Here is a 17,507-nt window from a genome sequence, read left to right as displayed (position 1 = left end):
CCGCTGGATAGGGATCGGCCTAACGCCTTTTCCCGTCGCTGATAAATCGGATGCTTCCACCGCTGGTCACCATTTCGCGTTGTTGGCGCTGACGGCACCGAAAAATTCATTGCGCAGGCCGCGATCGAGCGGACGAACCCGCCTGAGATTGCGAAGAAGTTGGCGAGGGCGCCGAAGCGCGCTTGGATTGAAAAAATAGGTCGCGAGAAGGCTGGCGGACTTGCTGTGCGCGCCGCTGTGCCCGACCCGGTAGATTGCGCCGCGAAACGGCAGCGCCTCAAGCGGCGTGCCGCGCTCGGCCAATATGTTTCCGATGCGGACATGGCTGCCCAGCATCGACTTCACATAATCGATGTCGGCTGCCTCCAACGTCGCCGGGAGATCATAGAGACGCGATTGTATGATCAACGATGTGCCGCAATAATTCGCGAAATCATCGTAATGCATGATCAACCGGCCGCCTTCGTTCCAAAGATAGCCCTTGTCGATCTTCCAGCCGTTCGCTTGGGGATGTTTCGCAACGTAGCTGACGATGTTGGCGCTGACGAAATCGTCGTCGTCGACGATCATGAAAAACCGCGAATCCCGGGCTGAAAGCATGCCGCTCAGTACGCGGCGCCCCTTGTCCAGGCGGAACGCGTCGTAGACCTTCTCTCTGTCCGCGCTATCCAAATCGTGGAGCTGGTTCGGCGGGAATGTAACGCGCGTGATGGAAAATTGCGGCGGCAGATCGGGCAGGTCCGCGCCTTCATTCGCAACGATCACAGCGCTCCAGTCGGGATTCGATTGACCGGCAATCGACGCCACGGTCTGGGACAACCGCTCTTTCAACGCTGGCCAATCTTTCGCATTGGCCTGATGTCGAACCGGAATGATGAACGTGACGAGTGGCATAATTCCCTCTTTTGCGATCACATCAGCCCTGGCGCATCGTCCGGCAGGGACATTGGAAATGGACAATCGATTCACTCGCTCGGCCGCCGGGCCGAACGCAGGTTCATGACGGATATCTGTGCCGCCGGAGCATTGTCGTTACCAAGAAAAGAGCTCTCTCCCGGCAAAGGATGAAAATCAGGCCCGTATAGACGATGGCGCCAAGCGGGATTTCGATTGCAAGGCGCAATGCCGGGTGCCAGTCCTGCAGCAATGCCGAAGCGCCCAGCACCGCAGCCAGCATTCCGACATAGGCGGCTATCGGTCTCAGAAACTGAGCAAAATAATTTCCGATGCTGAGGGCAATAAGGCGCGAAACCATCCAAAGCGTGACCGGCCATAGGAGCAGCACTTCGAGCATCAGCGCGAAGACGATGGTGGTGACGCCATAGGGGTAAAGCAGGAGTACGGTGACGATCGTGACGATGTTGCGCACGAGCTGGTAGTAGAACCACCAGTCCGACCTGCCCTGACTGGTGATCAAGGATGCCTGGACGACGCCTATGCCGCTCATCAATCCGATGACGCAGAAGAACCGCACCGGCCAGATCGCAGCCGCCCAATGCTGTCCGAAAATTAGCGGAATGGCATCGTCGGCCACGGCGGCAAGCCCCATGAAGGCCGGAAACGACACAAGCGAGCAGCCGAACGTTGCCATGAGGAATGCCTCGCGGACCTTGTTCTGATCATGCTGCAGCGACGACAGGAGAACGTGCGTAACCGAGGTCAGGCCCCCGGCAACGACGTTGTTGATCATTTCGAAAAGCCGCCGGGCAAAATTATAGATGCCGAGTGCCGCCGGGCTGACCAGCGTACCGATGATGAGCTGATCGAGGCTCATGGACTGCAGGAAGCGATTGCCGGAAGCAAATATGCCGTAATGCAGAAGCTCGCGGAGACTGCTCCACTTGATCCGCAATCCCGGCAGCCATCCCGCGCCCCAAAAGGCGGCAATGCATCCGGCGGCAGGTGCGGCGATCTGCGCGATCGCCAGTGCCCATAGTCCGAAGCCCGCGAAAATCAAGGCCAGGCATACGAGGCCGGATACGACCGTGGCGATCGCCGTGCGGACGGCGGCAAGATGAAAAGACATCGTGCGGCCGATCAACGCATTGGGAACGATGATCATCATGTCGAAGAATATCTTCAGTCCGATGATCATCAAGAGGCCGACGATTTCGTCATGGCCTAAGGCATGGGCAATGTGGGAGGATCCCGCGAAAAGGACGATGTAAAGGATCGCCGCCGACGCGAAGGACAGCCAGAATACGGTATCAAGGTGGCTCTGCCGAATGGTCTTCTGCTGGATCAACGCTTCGCCAAATGCAGTCGGCCCGAGGCCGGCGGCAAAGCTCACGATGCTGAAAGCAAGCGCCACGAGGCCAAAATCCTGTGGCAGCAGATATCTCGACGTGACGATGAAGACGAGGCTGTTCAATGCCGTCGGTATCAGCGTATCCAACGCCGACCAGAATGCCCCTTTCAGCGCCGCGCCGGACCGGTTCTCGCTCAAATGTTCGAAGACGATTTCATCCGACTTGAGAACAGGGCTTCCCGTTTCCCAGGAAGACGGCAACCTCAAGCTTTCATCCGATTCATGTGCGATGTTAAAACTCCATCTGATTTCCGCCGAGGCAGCCGTGCAAGGTCACGAGGTCGAAGGCTGTGGGCTCAAATGGCGCCGAAATCGAATTGGTCAAGCGGGCTTTTTACGCAGTGCAATGCATTTCATATCTTTTTGCTGCAATGCACATTTCGCGGTAGCACCGGACGATGAAAATCGCCCCCCGCCTTTCCGCTGAGTTATGGGTGCACACAAATGACGGCCACAAAATGGCCGTCACGCCTCAAGCATCGACCAACGCCGCGGTATTGTCATTTGGCAGAAGTCTCGCCATAGCGCTCAGAAGGTCCGTCTGCGATATCAAGCCGAGGACATGGTAGTCGGCGTCCACGACAATCACCGCATGCGTGCGCCCGTCGGTCAGAACGGGCAACAGCGACAGTGCAGGATCGGCTGCGGCTGCCACGGCCGGTTCCGATATCGCGCCTGCGATGCTGTCGATGCTTCCAGACAACTCGCGTAAGCCGATCGTACCGATCAGGCGGCCTTCCGAGTCCTTTACCGGCAACGTGCGGATATTATGTTTTAAGAGGAGATGCCTTGCATGATCCGGCTCGGCGCTCGCGCTGATGGCGATAACGTCGTACGACATGATGTCGGCGCAGCGTATGTCTCCGTGGGATCGCATCGTTGCCTGCAACTCGACCTGCCGCAACAGGCGGCTGAGGTCTGCCGGGTCGATGTCGAAGGTCTCGTCGAGCGCTGCCAGAGCAGCATCGACGTCTTCTTCCCGAAAGCCCACGCGCAAGATCGACGGCAGATCGCGCGTCTGATGGGTATTCTCCGCCGGCTTTGCGACAACATGCGGATAGTTGCGCTTGGAGAATTTGTGGAACAGCAGGCCAAGGCCAACGAGTATGCAGGAGTTCAAGGCCACCGGGATGAACGGAAACAAGAAGCCCCAACCCGCAACGACCGGGCCGCCGAGAACAGCGGTCAGAGCTGCGGCACCGCCGGGTGGATGGAGGCATCGGGTGAAAGACATCGCGCCGATCGCGAGCGAGACTCCGACCCCGATCGCGATGATCGGATCGTGAATGAAATAGGCTGCAATTATGCCCATCATGGCGGAAATGGTATTGCCGCCGATAATCGACCACGGCTGGGCGAGCGGACTGGAAGGCACGGCGAAAAGAAGCACCGCCGATGCGCCCATTGGCGCGACGATGAGCGGAAGATGGGGTCCTTGCCCAAAGAGATAACCGCTGATGACGCCAGTAAGACCGATACCGATCAGGGCACCAAGACAGGCCATCAGTCGTTCACGAAGGGTTGCCCCGGCGAGGATCGGCGAAAACAAGCGGAAGCGGCTGGGCCCCATCTTCTGGGAGTCTGGATGCTGCATGATGAAACCAGTTGAGGGAAAACTGTTTGTGAGCGGGTGGAGGTCTTGGCGGCTAGTTTGTTGCCAACCGCGGGTCCCGGCCTTTGGCTGCGCTGAGGACTTCATGGAAGGCCTTGAACGCGATTGGCCGATCATTCCTGCGATAGATGAGGATCGTGTCGACGGATCCCAGTTGATGGGTCGGAGAACTGGTCGGCCAATGCATGAGATCGAGAACCGATTTCGGCATGACACCTGCTGCGCTCCCGGTTGCCACGCTTGCCAGGATCGCGTGGTAGGAGCCAAGCTCCGTCGTCCGCAAACCACTCGATTTTCGCGCCCAACTTTCAGCAATCCTTCGATAGGTGCATCCAGGTTCCAAAGCGGCAAGCGACCCGACCCGCAAGTCGGCGGCGGAATGAATGGGTGGATGCCCGGACGGCAATACGAGCAATAAATCCTCGACAAAGACGGGTTCTATCTCAAGCCGCTCAAGCTCCGCATTGAAATCTGCGTCTTCGTCAAGCATCGTCCCGGGCGGACGGGCGATCAGTGCACAGTCCAATACCTCGCCAAGAACGTCGCGGGTGAGTTCCCGCGATGCACCCAACGTCAAATGAAGCGACACATCAGGCCACATCCGGTTGAACTGGGTCAGCGCTGCCGGCAATCGACTTGCCGCCGTGCTTTCCATAGTGCCCACCCGCAACACGCCCGAAGGCTGCAGGGGCCTGACTGCTTGCCGCGCCTCGAGTGCCAATGCGGCAAGGCGATTGGCATAGACCAGAAACGTCTCGCCTTCACGCGTCAACGTCATCTTCTTGCCGTCGCGGCTGAAGAGCAAGACGCCGAGATCATCCTCCAACTGCTGAATCCGTGTCGTCACGTTCGACGGCGCGCGGCCGACGGCTTTGGCCGCCTTGGTCACGCTGCGGTCGCTGGCGACGGCGAGGAATATCTCGATTGATGAAAGGTCCAAAAAGATCTCGATTCAGGAATTAAACTGCAATATCGTTCCCTATATAAAAATCATTGTCGCGGCTCAAGCGGGTTTTCACCTCAAACGATGAAACGGGAGGGGTAAGAGCAAATGACAAGACCGGGTCGATCGGAGATGGACGAAGCACCCCACGAATATGCGTCGCCTGCGTGTATGCTGCACGAAGTCGATCCCGCTTATAGTGGTATTTCGCCCGGTTTTGCCACCAAGTCAGATGTCTTTGCCTGGCGAAAGATACAACGACAAAGGCTGATCGATGAGCGCAAGGCATTGCCCGTAGCCGATCGCGAAGACCATACGCGCGCGATTGCGAGCCATCTTGACCGGATTGTCACCAGCGTAGCCGGTAAGCACATAAGTCTGTTTTGGCCGTTCCTGGGTGAGCCCGATCTCAGAGGATGGATGGCGAGCCTGACGGCCCGCGGCGCTGTTTGTCTGTTACCGGTGGTCATCGCCAAAGCCACGCCCTTGCTGTTCCGATCATGGAAAATGGGCGATCGGCTTGAACGTGGAGTCTGGAATATCCCGGTGCCGGCAGAGGGCAAGGAAGCGGTTCCGGACATCGTCATAGCGCCCCTCGTCGGCTTCGATGCAGGATGCTTCCGGCTTGGTTATGGGGGCGGCTTTTTCGATAGAACACTGGCCTCTCTCGGCTGCAAGCCTCTTGCTATCGGCGTCGGTTTCGAGTCCCAGAAGATCGACACCATTCATCCCCTTGCTCATGACATTCCCATGGATGTGGTCATTACCCAAACGGGAGTGCGATACCGATGAGCTGGCACGAGATCGATCGCAGCCCGGGCTTCATGCTCGGCCGGTCGCTTCGATCCGAATGCTGAACAGAAAGGCAGATAGACTTCAAACAGGCAAGGAGGCATCCCGGCGCCCCGACTTGCCTTTCCGAATAGCCGTTTCTCTCCTTTGGCACGTGGATTGCTTCTCTGAGATCGACACCAGAAGAGACGATATTTCATGTGGCATATTCTCCCCTCCTTGCTTTTGAGCATTTCTCTCGGACTGAGCTGGAACAGGTTCCTGCTGACATTCACGAGCCGAACCGAGCGTCTTCAAAACCAGATGCCGGTAACAATGGTCGCCGCAGCCGTCAGTCTGTCCGCCCTCGCCCTGTCCGTTGCCGATAAAGGATTGTTGCTGGGAGGAATGATCGTCCTGCTCGGCCTGGCACTTGCGACCATCAGCAAGAACCTCCCGCATCCTGTCATCATTGTCGGACTTTCGGCCGTCAGCCTTGCCACCTACCTGCAATTCACGATGCATGCGCTTTAATGGCGGCCTTGCCGGTGCCAATCACCGGCGATGCTGCCACCTTTCCTTCCTGTTGAATGAACAAAGAGCATGAGCTTGCGTTAATGGCGTGAAAGCGCTCAGTTCGGAAGCAGCACGCGATGGGAAAAACTTTCAAGGTTGGCGATCATGTGAGCTGGAACTCCGAGGCGGGTCACGTAAGCGGGACGATCACTAAAGTTCACACCCGCGATTTCGATTATAAAGGCCATACGCATCACGCTTCCGCTGACGATCCGCAGTATGAAATCAAGAGCGACAAGACCGACCATATTGCTGCGCATAAGGGAAGCGCGCTTCACAAGGTACCGAAGTAAGCGTCCCGTTCCGCGCTGCCGCGCCCGCTTTCCCAACCTTTCGTAATGGTTCTGTTCGACAAGTTCGTCTGCGCGATCCGCCGGCCACAGCGGCATCCCTGTGATGCAGCAGGCTTTGATCGAGGCGGGCAATGGTGAGATCAGCGACTGAAGAAGCACGGATATCTTCTTCAACAAAGGGTATCAGACGCGGCAGGGAACGTTGGAATAAGGCGCATGGCGTATTCCCTGCCGTGTTTTATCGAGGGCTGCCGTTGATTGAGTGGAAAGGGCGCGAGGTCAACGGCGACTCTCTGGCGGCCGCCTGATGGAGCGGCGCATTGGCGGGTCAAGGGACAAACTCGCCAAGCATCGAACATCCGGCTGCTTCATTTGTTCCCGGTGGCGCATGCGATTTCGCGGCCGCGAACAGACTGAATCCCCAACGCATTTTCCGATCTTACCATCGACATCGCGCATCCAACGGAACGCTGTGTTTGCCAATGCGTTCAGCAAATCACTACCCAGGAGTTCCCATGTCCCCCACTAAGCCCGCTTCAGCCTCTGATCTCGAACCTCGCAAAGGTAGTCCCAGCCGGAGATTGAGCGAAGACGAGTTCAAGCGGCGCTTCCTAAACCAATTTCACGACCCGGCGTACGGCCGGCTACAAATGGAGCTTTCAAAGCTTGCATCGGCTGCGTGGGACGCCTACGCAAATTCGAGAAAGAGTCCGAACACCAGAAAGGCTGGCCCGAGCTTCTCCGATCCCAACTATGATCTGGCGATAGACTGGCTGGCGGCGCGCGACGCCGTCAGCGATGCCAAGCAGCGGTATGACGATCCGAACGGTCCCATCCACCTGCTCCTCATCAATGGTTCCCCCCGCAGTGAACACACCTGTCCGGGCGAGGTGTCCAAAAGCTACCGCCTGCTGGAAACCGCGAAGGCGGCACTCGAACAGCAGCCTAACGCCAAGGTCGAAATGCTCGACCTCAGCCGGTTGGCTTCCGAATATGGCCGACACATTCATCCCTGCAAAGCCTGCTTTTCAACGTCGGCGGCGCTCTGTCACTGGCCTTGCTCCTGCTATCCCAACTACTCGCTCGGCCAGATCCATGACTGGATGAATGATATCTACCCGATGTGGGTCGAGGCAGATGGCATTATGATCATTACGCCGGTTCACTGGTATCAGACCTCGTCCCCCTTGAAGCTGATGATGGATCGGCTCGTCTGTGCCGATGGCGGTAATCCGGATCCGACCAGCACCCATGGTAAGCATGCCAGGGAGGCAAAGGAACTGGAGATGAAAGGCTGGGACTATCCCCAACATCTGGCCGGCCGATTGTTTTCCGTCATCGCCCACGGTGACACGGAGGGAGCGGAGAACGTTCGCAGAAGTCTCGCCGATTGGCTGAAATCGATAGGGCTCATCCCAGCCGGACCTCTTGCGGAGATCGATCGCTACATCGGCTATTGGGAACCCTATGCGACAAGCCATGCGGCCTACGAAAAAGATCCGGCGATACAGCAGGAAGTCCGCAACGCCGCTCGCACACTTTACGAAGCCTCCGCAGCAAAGCGTCAGGGCCACCAGATTTCCGCGGGGGCCGATCTACCGCAACCGCGCAAGAAGTAGCGGACATGAATAGCTATTCCGTGACGCTCTTCATATTTGGCCTGGTCGTGCTTTTGACTGCGTGGCTGCCTATGGTCCTGAAGCGTATGCCGCTCTCTTTTCCAATCTGCTGCGTTGCCATCGGAATGCTTCTTGCGTGGTCGCCATTCACGCCGTTGCCTAGCATGAATCCGCTCGAAAACAGGGAACTGGCGGAACATCTCTCTGAAATCGTCGTAATCGTGGCCCTCATGGGCGCGGGATTGAAGATCGACAGACCGTTAGGTTGGGCAAGATGGGCAATAACTTGGCGTCTTCTCGGCATCGCCATGCCGCTTTCTATATTCGCGATCGCCGTTCTTGGATGGAGCCTTCTCGGACTGGGCGCAGCTTCGGCACTTCTGCTTGGGGCCGCACTCGCACCCACGGACCCGGTGCTTGCCGCCGATGTCCAGGTGGGTCCGCCACAAACGGGCGAGGAGGATGATATTCGGTTTGCACTGACATCCGAAGCGGGCCTGAACGACGGCCTGAGTTTTCCGTTCGTCATGGCCGCGATCGCAATTGCCTCCCAACCGGCTTTTGGTTCCGATGCCGGGTGGATTTGGCATTGGCTTGCCGTCGACATCCTCTGGAAGCTAGCTTCAGGAATCGTCATGGGGTGGATAATCGGCCAGTTCCTCGGGTACCTGACTTTCAAGGTTCCAGAGGCGGGGCGGATCGCCAAGACCGGAGACGGATTGGCCGCGCTCGGCTTCACATGCCTTGCCTATTCCGCCACTGAACTGGTTCATGGCTATGGCTTCGTCGCTGTCTTCGTAACGGCGCTCACACTGCGCAGCGTCGAAAGGCACAGCAGCTTCCACGGCGAGCTTCATGATTTCGGAGAGCAACTGGAACGATTGCTGATGATGCTCCTGCTTGTCTGCTTCGGTTCCGTCATCGCCGAGGGGGCGATTCTGTCGCATATCGATTGGCGTATCGCTGCCGTTGCCGTAATGACCCTGGCCATCGTCAGGCCGATATCGGGATGGATCAGCCTGATCGGTGCCGTCCAACCGCGTGCGGAAAAGGCAATCGTCTCGATCTTCGGCATCAGGGGCCTCGGCTCGATATATTATCTTGCCTATGCTTCCGGAAAGGCATCGTTCGAACACATCGAGATCGTCTGGAATACGGTTTTTCTGATCGTTCTGATTTCCGTCGCCGCTCATGGCATAGCCGTCACGCCGGTCATGCGATGGATCGATCGCGAGCGAGGCGTCGACAGTATGCGACCCATGGGACGACAGGGCCGATAATCTCGATGATAAACTTCATAGCAGATCGGCTTGACGTTGCCAGTCCTCGTACCGGTTGTACCTCCCGACACCGCCTTGGCCGAAGTCTTTGGAAGGCCACGCTCTGGGTGGAACAGATGCCCCGTCTCCGTCGTTGTTGACGCATCGCGGTACTGATTCCGGCGGAAGAGCGTTGACACGCCGATAGGCTCAGATCGCTCATCGACCTCCGATGAAGCAGCGGATGGCGTAAGTAGTCGCACCCTTGCACCCCTATCCATATGAGCACTGGCTGTCCGTTATAGACGCGAAGAGGATGAGAACATGTCCAACGTCGTCAAAACACAGGGAACCGATCCTAACAATGCAACCAGCCGCACGACATTCGGTCGGTCGGTCGAGAGCCGTGCCCAGATAGAGGATGCGAAGATGAAGGGCGCATCAACGGCCGGTGAACTGCTTAACGTTTATCGTCTTATCCCTATCGCAGAGCCTGACGATCCGAATTGGCAAAATGCGCCTTCCCATGGCGAGATAGTAGTGGCCGCCCGTACCTCCGGGGACGCCCGTATTGTCGCCGCCTCGCGTGAATTGGATTACATGGAAGTCGATTCAGCGCCGGCCGAGGACGTCAGCACGGCAAACGCCAGCGCATTCCGCAGCGAGAAGCTGTATACGGTGGTGGAACTCGAGCACGGCCGGGCCGACTTACGCCGCGGCGTTCTGGAGGGGCAGGTCCGCACGGATAATATCAAGCCAACTCAGTCATAAGGTGGCAAATGTTTTGCCGCCGATGAGACGAAAGTCATCACAGGCGGCACTTCTGAAAGAACTGCGGCAACCCCAAAATCAGTAGCGGTCAAGAGCCAGATGGCCCCGATTGCGAGGCATCTGATGCGCTGAAGCCGATCACCAGAATTTGACGCCGACGCCGACGACAACGGCGTTCTGTTTGAGATCGACGTTCACGCCGTTGATATCCTTACTGCCGAAATCGGTATAGCGGTATTCCACGCGACCGAAGACCCGATCGGTGAAGGCGTAATCAACGCCGGCGCCGAGAGTCCACCCGTTGAAGGTCTTGGTGTCTTTGCTGCCCGTGTCGACAAACCCACGCGTCGCTTCCCAGCCGCCTGTCGCATAGATCAAAGCGCGATCGAAAGCATAGCCAAGGCGGGCGCGGACGGAACCATCGATGTCCGTCCCGACATCGATGCCGGGTGCGATCGTATCCTTGTTCCAATTATAGTTCAGGTCGCCTTCGAGGCCGAGCACGACATTATTCTGAAATTGCCAATTGTAGCCGATAAACCCACCGACCAGGCCGCCGCTCAGATCTTCAGACGTGCTCGCACCGGGAATGCTGAAATCTCCATTGACCCAATTGCCGCCGCCACGAATACCGGCATATGCACCCGCCCAAGTGAACCCCGCCGGAGTTTCAACGGCAGGTGCTTCCGGCGCCTGGGTTACAACATCTGCGGCCGAGGCCGTACTGAAGCCAACGATACTGGCAATCGCGGTAGAGACGAGTAGCTTATGCATCGGTGTATCCTCGGTTGTTGTTATGAAACGGGATATAGGTCGGCACCGTCGAAAGGCTGTAGCAGAAGTATCACACTTTAGCCGCAATGCATATTGTCGCGTCGAGATTTCCCGGAATGCATTCGCTTGGAGGCAAGGAACTTTCTCCGCGGTCGTAGGTTCGAAATTGCAACCACAGGAGAGCATCATGAGAAGGATTGCCATCACGACTGCCGCTTTGCTCTTTGCGGCGCCGGTTCTCGCTCAATCGACCGCGGAAAAAAGCGGCGTCAATTCGCTCGTCGGCATTGCCCCGAAAACGGAGGATTTCGTCAACGAGGCCGCGAGAAGCGACATGTTTGAGATCGAATCCAGTAAGCTTGCGCTCGAACGCGCCGATGACGCGACAAAGTCATTCGCAAAGCAGATGATCACCGACCATCAGAAAACCACGACTCAACTAAAGCAGTTGGTAACGAGCGGGAAAGTAAAGGCGCCCCTCCCAACGGCTATGTCCTCCCCCCAGCAGAAGATGCTCAATAAGCTTAAGAGTCTGCAGGGAGACGACTTCACCAAGCAATACCATTCGGATCAGGTCTCGGCTCACAAAGAAGCCGTCGACCTTTTCAAGCGGTATGGCAATAAGGGCCAGAATGCCGATCTAAAGACCTGGGCGGCAACCACGCGGCCGGCTCTGGAACACCATCTGCAGATGGCGCAGGATTTGAATAAATAGTCCGCTGTGGGCTCAACGATCGTACCAACCAGGCGTATTTCAGCGGGTTCTCAAAACCTCTGCGCGATGTTGTGACGGCGTCTGTCCGAACGTGCGCTTGAATGTCCTCGTAAACTGCGACGTGTTCTCAAACCCCACATCCAGCGCGACCTCTATGAGAGGCGCCTTCGATCGGGAAAGGATCGACTTCGCCCGCTCCATGCGGACACGGTTATAAGCTTTGGCAGGAGACATTCCCGTCTTTTCGAGGAAGATTCTTTCCAGTTGCCGCCGTGACAAGCCAACCTTGGCAGCCAGCTTGGGGATCGGCAGGCTGCCATCGACGAACTGTTCCATTGCAATCATCGTCGCCTTCACGCGAGCGTCGGCATAGTCCTCGTAGAGTGGACGACGAGGCTGTATGTCCGCGGTCGTGCGGGCCTTCTCGATCTGAAGGACCTCCAGCGCATTTCGCTCCGCATCGCGACTGATGTATTTCCTGACGAGCAATGCCGCCATGTCGGCAGCACTGCTACCGCCCGCGCACGATCCCCGCTGACGATCAAGATTGAACAGTCGGTCAGAACGGACCTTGAGCTCAGGAAAGCGCTCTCGAAATCCTTCGTAATGCAGCCAGCTTACACAGGATTCGTGCCGCTTCATCAGGCCCGCCGCAGCAAGAATGAACGACCCGGTGCACACGCCGATCAGTGGCACCTTCTTGGCGTCCGCCTGCTTGAGGTATGCGCATGTCGCCTCGTCGACGGGATTTTCGACGGTCAAAAGGCCCCCGACAACCACGATATAATCAAACCTCGACGGATCGACGAGATCCGACGTCGGAGCGACCTGGACGCCGCAGCTCGAGGTGATGAGATGCCTGGTGCTACCGAGTACCTGCCAGTCCGCAAGAACTCTTCCGGAACGATCCTGTTTGTCGCTTGCGAGCCGCAACGTATCTACGAAGAGTGCGAAGGCGGACAATGTGAACGACCGCGCCAAGATGAACCCCACCTTGAGACGACTGGCGGACGTTGTCACGTCTTCTTCCGGCCGATATTTCTCAGGCATCTTTCTATCCCCCTGCCGCTTCTGAAAACCGCAAAGACCTTATCGAATCTGAAAGCCGTATGCGAGCGGATCGCGATCGTCGACAAAAATCGTGTTGTGGCCGATGATGCGCGCCCAGCCTCCTACGCTCGGAAGAATGCCTTTATAAGCTCCGATGTTAACCTCCGCTTCGACCCGGCCTTCGAAGATGGTTCCGATCAGGCTTTCGTGCCGATATGCCGATCCGACGGCCAGACGGCCCTTTGCGTGCAATTGCGCCATCCGAGCCGATGTACCGGTGCCGCCCGGCGACCGGTCGATGGCCTTTTCACCGTAAAACACGGCGCAACGGCCATCGGAGACACCGTTGATCGGACGATCGCACCATATCGCGTGATGCACTCCACGAATACGGGCATCATCCGGATGGATCGGATCACAGATATCGGCGAGAGCCGCCCTGAGCTTCTGGCTGCAGCCGACGATGTCAGTCGCGCTCATGCCATCCAGACCGCTCCAATTTTCCTGCGGCTCCACGACGGCATAGTAGTTGCCGCCATAAGAAATATCGACGCGCAGACGTCCCATGCCGGGTACGTTCACCTCAACGTCCGCTTTGTGGAGGTAACTCGGCACATTGAAGAGCCGGACGGAATCGACATGGTTTCCGCTCGTTTCGAACGTCAAGTCCACTCTTCCGGCGGGTGTCTCGATCGAGAGTTTTCCGGGTTCACGCGGCTGAACCAGGCCTTCCTCGATCGCAGCGGTCACGAGCCCGATTGTGCCTGCCCCGCACATCGGCAGACAACCGCTTACTTCGATGAACAGGACCGCTATGTCGCAATCGTCGCGATAGGCCGGATATATGATCGCGCCGGACATGATGTCGTGTCCCCTCGGCTCGAACATGAGCGCCTGGCGGACCCAATCATGGTCTCGAAGAAATATCTCTCGCCGCTCGCCCATCGGAGCGTGCGGCAGAAGCGGACCGCCGCCGGCGATGAGCCGCACAGGATTGCCGCAGGTGTGGGAGTCGATGCAGAAGAAGCTATGACGCATTCTGAAAGTCTTTCCGCTAGGCGCTCTTGGCCGGTGATCGTGCGCGTCCCTGAAGCGCACCTTTTGAGAGCCTGTCGAGCAGGATCGCGATGGCAACGATGGCGAGCCCGGCGCGCAGGCCAAGACCCATTTCCATTCGGGTCAGGCCTCGGGTCACCTCAGCCCCCAACCCGCCGGCCCCGACAAGCCCGGCAAGGACGACCATGGCCAGCGAAAGAAGAATGCACTGGTTGAGGCCTACAAGCAGGGTTGGCATTGCTGACGGTATTTCGATCTTGAGCAGGATCGCACGCGGCGGTGCGCCGGTTGCCTGGCCGAGTTCGAGAAGATCCCTCGGCACCTGATTGAATGCCAGCGTCGTCAGACGAAGCATCGGCGGCACGCCATAGATGATCGTGGCGATGATCGCCGGCACGCGGCCGAGACTGAAGATCATGACAGCCGGGATGAGATAAACCCACGGCGGCACCGTTTGCATGATGTCGAGCACCGGCCTTACGGCGACCTCGAAGCCTTTGCGGCGCGAAGCAAGTACGCCGAGGGGGAAGGCAATCAAGACCGAAATGGCGACCGCCACCGTGACCAGCGCGAGTGTCTGCATGGACGCAGCCCAAAGGCCCGCCAGAAGACAGAAGGCAAGGGCGACGGCTGTAACCACGGCGGCTCGAATGTTGATCGCGAAGGCGACGATGAGGACTGCAGCGATAATGAGCGCATAGGGAAGTGGGTAAAGCAGCGCCGATTCCAAGGCGCCAAGAACTGCCTCGATGAGCTTGGTGATGGCGTCGAAGACCGGATGGAAATTGGTGTTCAGCCAGTCGACGGCCGGAGCAAAATATTGACCGGGTGAGAACCGAAGAAGGTCGAGGTTCATCTTGCACCTACCTTGGTGCGGCGGGCCGCACTCTGCGTCAGTCTGTCGAGTATCATGGTCAATATGACGATCGCGATCGCGGCATTGACCGATGTCGCCATGTCGAGCGTGCGTACGGCGCCGTAGATGGTCTGGCCAAGGCCGCCGGAACCGACGATGCCGGCGATCACCACCATGCCGAATGCCATCATCAAGCTCTGGTTAATGCCTGCCATGACGCTTGGAATGGCAAATGGCAGCCGGATTTTCGTAAACATCTGCCAAGGCGTCAGACCGCTTGCCTGACCGAGTTCGATGAATGCTGGCGGCGTCATGCGGATGCCGAGCGACGTCAAGCGAATTGCAGGGGGCGCTGCGACGACGAAAGTCGCAACCAGCGCGGTCGCAGGACCAAAACCAAGAAGCGCAATGGCAGGAAGAAGGTAGATATAGGGAGGCATCGTCTGGATGAGATCGAGGACCGGCTGCAGGAGCCTGTCGAACCACTGCAAAAACCCAGCGACAATCCCCATCGGGATTCCGATCATCAAGGCGAAGATCGTGGCGGTGGTCACAAGAGCAAGGGTGCTCATGGTTTCGCTCCAAAGACCCATGACCGCACAGAAGAAGAGAGCCAAGCCGGCGAGAAGACCGGATCCGATATTGATCAGTCGCCAACCAAGCAGCGCGCCGATAAGCGCGATGACATAGAAAGGCGGGAGTTGAAGGAGCCAGAGGACGCCATTGTAAGTTCCCTCCAGTGCCGCCCTTAGTGGGTCGAACAGCCAGTCGCCGTTGTCGCTGATCCAGCCTAGCGCGTCGTCGGTCCAGGCATCGAAAGTATCCGCAATGACCGAGATGTCCATTTGCGTCCGTCCTCTCAGGCTGTCACATGCGGTTGCTCTGGGGATCCGGCGACACCGCGAAGCAGCCCGCGGGTCGTGACCACGCCGACGATGGAACCATTATCGACGACGGCCAAAGCATCACGCTCCGATTTCATCGTGAGATCGATGAGTTCGCCGATATCAGCTTCCGGAGTGGTTTTGAGGAGCGCATCCACGTCATGCTGCGGCTGCAGGCTCTTATATTCTGCGATCGGCTGCATCACCGAATGCGCCTTGACGAGATGAACCCTGGATATGCCAGCCACGAAATCGGCGACATAAGCGTCGGCGGGCTTCGTTACGATCTCTTCTGCGGTTCCGACCTGGACGATGACGCCGTCCTTCATGATGGCGATCCGGTCACCAATACGAATGGCCTCTTCGAGGTCGTGCGTGATGAAGACCGCAGACTTGCCGAGCGATTTCGTGAGCTGCCGGAACTCGTCCTGCAACTGGCGGCGAATGAGTGGATCGAGCGCGCTGAACGGCTCATCCATGAGAATGATCTCGGGATCGGCCGCCAATGCGCGGGCAAGACCGACGCGTTGCTGCATGCCGCCCGACAATTCCGAGGGATAGCGCGCCGTCCAGTCGGAAAGGCCGACCTTGTCGAGCGCCGTACGCGCCGTTTTGTTGCGCTCGTCCTTCCGCACGCCGCGGACTTCCAGGCCGAACGCTGCATTCTCGAGGACCGTGCGATTGGGGAGCAGGGCCACGCTTTGGAAGACCATGCCGATATTGCGCGCGCGCATGTCGCGCAGTTCCGCAGCATTGAGCCTGGCAATCTCCTTGCCCTTTATGGCGATGTTGCCAAGGCTCGGCTCGATAAGACGGTTGAGGAGGCGAACCAAGGTGGATTTGCCGCTTCCGGAGAGCCCCATGATGCAGAAGATCTCGCCGCGGCGGACCTGGAGGCTGGCGTCGGCGACACCGACGACGCAGTTGAATTCGTCCAGGACCTGCTTTTTGGAAAGGCCGCGCTCTGAAACGGCTTTCACGGCAGCCGGAGCACGGGCGCCGAATATCTTCCAGACGTTCTGGCAGTCGACCAATAGGTCGTTGGCATCATTTATCACAATGTTCATCGCGTTCCCCGCGAGCCGGCCTGATGCCGGCTTTCGTGTTATCGAAATGCCAGGGCGGGCCGCCGCTGCGACGGCCCGCCGGTTCGCTCGTCACTGGGTCTTGATATTTTCCCAGCGCTTCAGGAGGTCAGCATGGCTGTCGGTCCAGGCTTTGACGGCCTCATCCATCGTCTTGCCGTCATTCACGGCGCTGTTGATCGCGGTGATATCGGCAAGCGGCACATAGACGCTGGCAATGACCTCGCGAGCATGCGGGTAGTCGGCGGAGAAACCTTTCTTACCGATCCAGTAGTAGCTCTGCGGCGGCGGGAAGATGCCCTTGGGGTCCTTCAGGAATTTCACATCGTATTTCTGCATCATCCAGGACGGCTCCCAGATCGTCACGGCGATCCATTCTTTCCGGTCGACGGCGGACTTCAGCGCCGCGGTCATGGCTGCGGTGCTGCCTTCGACAAGCTGCAGCTTCAAGTCATAGCCTTTGACGGCGTTGGCAGTATCGCGCATCAGGCCCGAGCCCGGCTCGATGCCGACGATCTTGCCGCCGAACTTGTCGGCATTGGCGTTCAACTGATCCATTGAATCGATCGGTACGTATTTCGGGACGGCAACGCCCTGGAACAGGCCGTGCGAAACGGGCGAGATCTTCTCGAGGCGCTTCTTGTTTTTATCCCAATAGTCCTGTGCCACATAGTCGGTCTGAGAGGCCAGGATCTGGATATCGCCCTTGCTGAGCGCCGCATAGGCAATGCCCCATTCGGAGAACGGCACGACCTTTACCGTGTAGCCCGCATCCTCCAGCACTTTTTTGGTAATTCCGGTGATCGGCGTCAGGTCCTCCCAGGACATCGTGCCCACGGTGATGCTCTTGTCTTCGGCATGTGCTGGAAGCATGCTCATTCCGACCATCGCAGCGGCGCAAAGCGCCTTCCACAAAGCTTTCATTATTTTTCTCC

The 17,507-nt window shown here is 58.0% G+C and carries 18 protein-coding genes; 7 read left to right on the top strand and 11 right to left on the bottom strand.

Annotated features, from left to right (window positions below):
* Positions 1–66 precede the first annotated feature (66 nt).
* From QA646_RS21260 to QA646_RS21245, 4 genes are all read right to left on the bottom strand, one after another.
* Positions 67–894 (bottom strand): galactosyl transferase, encoded by an 828-nt coding sequence (locus QA646_RS21260; RefSeq protein WP_283060226.1) that lies wholly within the window; start codon positions 892–894, stop codon positions 67–69.
* Between the two features lie 103 nt (positions 895–997).
* The gene (locus tag QA646_RS21255) at positions 998–2,515 is read right to left on the bottom strand and encodes a lipopolysaccharide biosynthesis protein (protein ID WP_283060225.1); all 1,518 of its coding nucleotides are present in this window, start codon (positions 2,513–2,515) and stop codon (positions 998–1,000) included.
* Between the two features lie 265 nt (positions 2,516–2,780).
* Entirely contained in the window at positions 2,781–3,902 is a 1,122-nt protein-coding gene (locus QA646_RS21250) for an HPP family protein (protein WP_283060224.1), read from the bottom strand.
* Between the two features lie 52 nt (positions 3,903–3,954).
* On the bottom strand, positions 3,955–4,860 hold the full coding sequence (locus QA646_RS21245) for a LysR substrate-binding domain-containing protein (protein ID WP_283060223.1): 906 nt from the start codon (positions 4,858–4,860) through the stop codon (positions 3,955–3,957).
* 135 nt (positions 4,861–4,995) lie between these two features.
* On the opposite strand from QA646_RS21245, the gene QA646_RS21240 reads away from it, so the two are divergent.
* From QA646_RS21240 to QA646_RS21215, 6 genes are all read left to right on the top strand, one after another.
* Positions 4,996–5,655 carry a 5-formyltetrahydrofolate cyclo-ligase gene (locus QA646_RS21240; RefSeq protein WP_283060222.1) on the top strand — a complete coding sequence of 220 codons (660 nt, stop codon included), beginning with the start codon at positions 4,996–4,998 and terminating at the stop codon, positions 5,653–5,655.
* A 198-nt stretch (positions 5,656–5,853) separates the two neighbouring features.
* The gene (locus tag QA646_RS21235) at positions 5,854–6,168 is read left to right on the top strand and encodes a hypothetical protein (protein WP_283060221.1); all 315 of its coding nucleotides are present in this window, start codon (positions 5,854–5,856) and stop codon (positions 6,166–6,168) included.
* A gap of 119 nt (positions 6,169–6,287) precedes the next feature.
* Complete coding sequence (locus QA646_RS21230) at positions 6,288–6,503, top strand: DUF2945 domain-containing protein (protein ID WP_283060220.1); 216 nt, start codon at positions 6,288–6,290, stop codon at positions 6,501–6,503.
* 515 nt (positions 6,504–7,018) lie between these two features.
* Complete coding sequence (locus QA646_RS21225) at positions 7,019–8,122, top strand: flavodoxin family protein (protein WP_283060524.1); 1,104 nt, start codon at positions 7,019–7,021, stop codon at positions 8,120–8,122.
* A 5-nt stretch (positions 8,123–8,127) separates the two neighbouring features.
* A complete protein-coding gene (locus QA646_RS21220) occupies positions 8,128–9,402 on the top strand; it encodes a cation:proton antiporter (RefSeq protein WP_283060219.1) in 1,275 nt (424 codons plus the stop codon).
* A gap of 303 nt (positions 9,403–9,705) precedes the next feature.
* Complete coding sequence (locus tag QA646_RS21215) at positions 9,706–10,152, top strand: hypothetical protein (protein WP_283060218.1); 447 nt, start codon at positions 9,706–9,708, stop codon at positions 10,150–10,152.
* A gap of 138 nt (positions 10,153–10,290) precedes the next feature.
* Here the strand turns inward: QA646_RS21215 and QA646_RS21210 are convergent, their stop codons facing one another.
* Complete coding sequence (locus tag QA646_RS21210; protein ID WP_283060217.1) at positions 10,291–10,926, bottom strand: outer membrane protein; 636 nt, start codon at positions 10,924–10,926, stop codon at positions 10,291–10,293.
* A gap of 187 nt (positions 10,927–11,113) precedes the next feature.
* Here QA646_RS21210 and QA646_RS21205 point away from each other — a divergent pair, with 187 nt between their 5' ends.
* Positions 11,114–11,641 (top strand): DUF4142 domain-containing protein, encoded by a 528-nt coding sequence (locus QA646_RS21205; RefSeq protein ID WP_283060523.1) that lies wholly within the window; start codon positions 11,114–11,116, stop codon positions 11,639–11,641.
* A 39-nt stretch (positions 11,642–11,680) separates the two neighbouring features.
* Here the strand turns inward: QA646_RS21205 and QA646_RS21200 are convergent, their stop codons facing one another.
* The 6 genes from QA646_RS21200 to QA646_RS21175 all read right to left on the bottom strand — a co-directional run bounded on the left by QA646_RS21200 (position 11,681) and on the right by QA646_RS21175 (position 17,496).
* On the bottom strand, positions 11,681–12,691 hold the full coding sequence (locus QA646_RS21200) for a GlxA family transcriptional regulator (RefSeq protein WP_283060216.1): 1,011 nt from the start codon (positions 12,689–12,691) through the stop codon (positions 11,681–11,683).
* A 39-nt stretch (positions 12,692–12,730) separates the two neighbouring features.
* A complete protein-coding gene (locus tag QA646_RS21195; RefSeq protein WP_283060215.1) occupies positions 12,731–13,729 on the bottom strand; it encodes a 4-hydroxyproline epimerase in 999 nt (332 codons plus the stop codon).
* Positions 13,730–13,745: 16 nt separating this feature from the next.
* Entirely contained in the window at positions 13,746–14,603 is an 858-nt protein-coding gene (locus QA646_RS21190) for an ABC transporter permease subunit (RefSeq protein WP_283060214.1), read from the bottom strand.
* A complete protein-coding gene (locus tag QA646_RS21185; protein WP_283060213.1) occupies positions 14,600–15,448 on the bottom strand; it encodes a proline/glycine betaine ABC transporter permease in 849 nt (282 codons plus the stop codon). Before QA646_RS21185 ends, QA646_RS21190 begins: the two co-directional genes overlap by 4 nt.
* A 14-nt stretch (positions 15,449–15,462) precedes the next feature.
* Positions 15,463–16,554, bottom strand: coding sequence for a glycine betaine/L-proline ABC transporter ATP-binding protein (locus QA646_RS21180; RefSeq protein WP_283060211.1), 1,092 nt, complete (start codon positions 16,552–16,554; stop codon positions 15,463–15,465).
* 90 nt (positions 16,555–16,644) lie between these two features.
* Positions 16,645–17,496 carry a glycine betaine ABC transporter substrate-binding protein gene (locus QA646_RS21175; RefSeq protein ID WP_283060210.1) on the bottom strand — a complete coding sequence of 284 codons (852 nt, stop codon included), beginning with the start codon at positions 17,494–17,496 and terminating at the stop codon, positions 16,645–16,647.
* Positions 17,497–17,507 lie beyond the last annotated feature (11 nt).

The organism is Rhizobium sp. CB3090 (genome assembly GCF_029714285.1).
In the GTDB taxonomy this organism is placed as follows: Bacteria; Pseudomonadota; Alphaproteobacteria; order Rhizobiales; family Rhizobiaceae; genus Rhizobium.
Note: the sequence above shows the minus strand (reverse complement) of the source record. Positions and strands in the feature narration are given on the sequence as shown.

Bases quoted from the DNA above. Each gene is read 5' to 3' on its own strand.
- QA646_RS21230 (WP_283060220.1), top strand. From the start codon at position 6,288: ATGGGAAAAACTTTCAAGGTTGGCGATCATGTGAGCTGGAACTCCGAG.
- QA646_RS21200 (WP_283060216.1), bottom strand. From the start codon at position 12,691: ATGCCTGAGAAATATCGGCCGGAAGAAGACGTGACAACGTCCGCCAGT.
- QA646_RS21180 (WP_283060211.1), bottom strand. From the start codon at position 16,554: ATGAACATTGTGATAAATGATGCCAACGACCTATTGGTCGACTGCCAG.
- QA646_RS21250 (WP_283060224.1), bottom strand. From the start codon at position 3,902: ATGCAGCATCCAGACTCCCAGAAGATGGGGCCCAGCCGCTTCCGCTTG.
- QA646_RS21240 (WP_283060222.1), top strand. From the start codon at position 4,996: ATGGACGAAGCACCCCACGAATATGCGTCGCCTGCGTGTATGCTGCAC.
- QA646_RS21185 (WP_283060213.1), bottom strand. From the start codon at position 15,448: ATGGACATCTCGGTCATTGCGGATACTTTCGATGCCTGGACCGACGAC.
- QA646_RS21225 (WP_283060524.1), top strand. From the start codon at position 7,019: ATGTCCCCCACTAAGCCCGCTTCAGCCTCTGATCTCGAACCTCGCAAA.
- QA646_RS21260 (WP_283060226.1), bottom strand. From the start codon at position 894: ATGCCACTCGTCACGTTCATCATTCCGGTTCGACATCAGGCCAATGCG.
- QA646_RS21175 (WP_283060210.1), bottom strand. From the start codon at position 17,496: ATGAAAGCTTTGTGGAAGGCGCTTTGCGCCGCTGCGATGGTCGGAATG.
- QA646_RS21235 (WP_283060221.1), top strand. From the start codon at position 5,854: ATGTGGCATATTCTCCCCTCCTTGCTTTTGAGCATTTCTCTCGGACTG.
- QA646_RS21195 (WP_283060215.1), bottom strand. From the start codon at position 13,729: ATGCGTCATAGCTTCTTCTGCATCGACTCCCACACCTGCGGCAATCCT.
- QA646_RS21190 (WP_283060214.1), bottom strand. From the start codon at position 14,603: ATGAACCTCGACCTTCTTCGGTTCTCACCCGGTCAATATTTTGCTCCG.
- QA646_RS21215 (WP_283060218.1), top strand. From the start codon at position 9,706: ATGTCCAACGTCGTCAAAACACAGGGAACCGATCCTAACAATGCAACC.
- QA646_RS21205 (WP_283060523.1), top strand. From the start codon at position 11,114: ATGAGAAGGATTGCCATCACGACTGCCGCTTTGCTCTTTGCGGCGCCG.
- QA646_RS21220 (WP_283060219.1), top strand. From the start codon at position 8,128: ATGAATAGCTATTCCGTGACGCTCTTCATATTTGGCCTGGTCGTGCTT.
- QA646_RS21210 (WP_283060217.1), bottom strand. From the start codon at position 10,926: ATGCATAAGCTACTCGTCTCTACCGCGATTGCCAGTATCGTTGGCTTC.